This window comes from Pseudomonas emilianonis (genome assembly GCF_023072625.1).
GTDB classification, from domain to species: domain Bacteria; phylum Pseudomonadota; class Gammaproteobacteria; order Pseudomonadales; family Pseudomonadaceae; genus Aquipseudomonas; species Aquipseudomonas paraveronii.
Genome location: NZ_JAKNRV010000545.1, coordinates 1 through 2,448, shown reverse-complemented (window position 1 = coordinate 2,448; position 2,448 = coordinate 1). Strand labels below are relative to the sequence as shown.

General features: G+C 63.6%; 1 protein-coding gene and 2 pseudogenes. 1 reads left to right on the top strand and 2 read right to left on the bottom strand.

From position 1 onward, the window contains the following. Positions 1–1,700: TonB-dependent receptor domain-containing protein (locus L9Z73_RS29085; RefSeq protein WP_247408300.1), on the top strand; the 1,700-nt coding region annotated here is incomplete at its 5' end. Positions 1,701–1,736: 36 nt separating this feature from the next. On the opposite strand, the pseudogene L9Z73_RS29080 reads toward L9Z73_RS29085, so the two are convergent. Both L9Z73_RS29080 and L9Z73_RS31675 read right to left on the bottom strand, forming a co-directional pair. Continuing rightward, positions 1,737–2,339, bottom strand: a pseudogene (locus tag L9Z73_RS29080) (helical backbone metal receptor); the annotation flags it as partial. Further along, a pseudogene (locus tag L9Z73_RS31675) lies at positions 2,302–2,448 on the bottom strand (phosphatidylserine decarboxylase); the annotation flags it as partial. The pseudogenes L9Z73_RS31675 and L9Z73_RS29080, both read right to left, overlap by 38 nt.

Here is a 2,448-nt window from a genome sequence, read left to right as displayed (position 1 = left end):
GCCTGACCGACCTGCTCAGCCGCGTGCCCGGCGTGCAAGTGGCGCCCACTGGAGGCCGTGGCAGCTTGCCGGGCATCTACCTGCGCGGTACCAAGTCCGCGCAAAGCCTGGTGCTGGTGGACGGCCAGCGCATCGCCAACACCACCTCCGGCGACAGCGGCCTGCAGTACCTCAACGTCGATCAGATCGAGCGGGTTGAAGTGCTGCGCGGCTCGCGCTCGGTGATCTACGGCAGCGATGCGATAGGCGGGGTGATCCAGGTGTTCACCCGGCGCAATGCCGAACAGGGCCTGCAGCCGCGCCTGAAGCTGGGCTTCGGCAGCCACCAGAGCTGGGAACGCAGCCTCGGGCTGTCCGGCGGCGACGAACACACGCGTTTCAACCTGGGCGCGAGCCTGGATGAAACCGCCGGCATCAACTCGACGCGCACCTCCTTTCCCAGCGATGGCGACCATGATGCCTACCGCAACCAGTCCGTCAGCCTGAACCTCAGCCACAGCTTCAGTGACGAGCTCGAAGCCGGTTTCAATCTGTTGGATAGCCGCGGCAAGTCGGAGTACGACAACAGTTTCGGCCGCTATGACGTCGCCACCATGCAGACCGTCGGCCAGAAACCCTACACCGACTACGCCGTGAGCAGCGCCAGCGGCTATGTCGACGCCAAGCTCACCGAGCGCTGGCAATCGCGCCTGGAACTGGGCCACAGCGAGAACCGCGATACCAAGCGCGATACGCTCAGCGATGAGTTCAGCGTGTTCAACACCTACCGCGACTCGCTCAACTGGCAGAACGACCTGACGCTGAATGACCGCAACAGCCTGATCCTCGGCGGCGACTGGTACGAAGACCGCTTCCACGGCTCCACCACCTTCACCGAAAACAGCCGCTGGAACCGCGCAGCGTTTGTGCAGCATCGGTTCCACAGCGCATGGTTTTCCACCGAACTGGGCCTGCGCCATGACCAGAACCAACAGTTTGGCAGCCAGAACAGCTGGAGCGGCACCCTCACCGTGCCGATCAATCCCGACAATGATGTGCTGCTGAGCTACAGCGAAGGCTTCCGTGCGCCGACCTTCAATGACCTCTATTACCCGGACACGCAGTACAGCAACCCCAATCTTCAGCCCGAGACGTCGAAGAGTTACGAGCTGCAATGGCGCAGCCAACTCGGCGACCACACGCGCCTGGAAGCCTCGCTGTACCGCACCGACTTGAGCGACGCGATCATCCTCGACGGCGGCAAACCGCAAAACGTCGCAGCGGCGCGGATCAATGGCTTTGAAGGCGCGCTCAAGCACGAACTGTTTGGCTGGCAGGGCAACCTGGGCGTCTCGTTCATCGACCCGCGTGACCGCGACAGCGGCCACACCCTGGCCCGCCGCGCGCGACGCACCCTAAGCCTGGACCTGGATCGACAATTCGATCAACTCGGCGTGGGCGCGAGCTGGCAGGCGATCAGCAGCAGCTACGACGACGAAGCCAATCGCAATCGCCTGAGCGGTTATGCCTTGCTCGGGCTGCGCAGCAGTTGGGCGGTAAGTCGGGAGGTGGCGCTGTCGCTGAACGTCGATAACCTGCTGGACAAGACTTACGCACGGGCGCGTTACAGCTATGACGATCCGGCGTTTCTGAATAATCAGGATTACCGGGAAGAAGGCCGGGTGTGGAAGGTTGGCGTGACCTGGACGCCGGCGCTCTGATTGGAACTTAGGTTTGCCCTGGCCTCATCGCAGGCCTCACAGGTCCGGCGCAATCACCTGACACAACCGCGCCAACGCCTCCAGCATCTGCCCACTCGGCCGCTCCAGGCCTTTATCCGGCACCAACAGCAACCGCCCCTGCGCCACCGCCGCCACCTGCGGCCAGGCTTTCCAGGCATCCAACTGCGGCTGATCCGCTGCCAGAATCACCTCGGGATTGCGCTGCAACACCGACTCGATGCTGACCTGCGGCGCGGGCAGCGTGAGGTCGTCGAACACATTGCGTGCGCCGCACACACTCAGCGCATCGCTGATGATCTGCCCACCGCCCACGGTGTACAGCGGCGAGCTCCACACTTGGTAAAACACCCGCAAGGGCTCGGCACGCTGATAACGCTGGCGCAACCCGGCCAGGCGCTGGCGCAACTGCGCAGACAATTGCCGGCCGGCGTCGGCGCGCCCCAGTTGCTCGGCGATGGCCTGGACCTGGTGGGTCAGTTGTTCGAGGTTATGGGGTTCGGCGACATAGACGGGGATATTCAGGCGCTGCAACTGTTCACGCTGGGCCGGGCCGATACTGCCGGGCCAGAGCAGGATCAAGTCGGGCTTGAGGCTGAGCAAGCGCTCGATATTCAATCGACGCCACAATCATCGCACCGACCAATACCACGGCCATCGGGCCGCGTTCGGTGTCGAACAGGCAGACAACACGCTCGTTACGCGCAAACAGCTCCGGCACGTTCTCGGC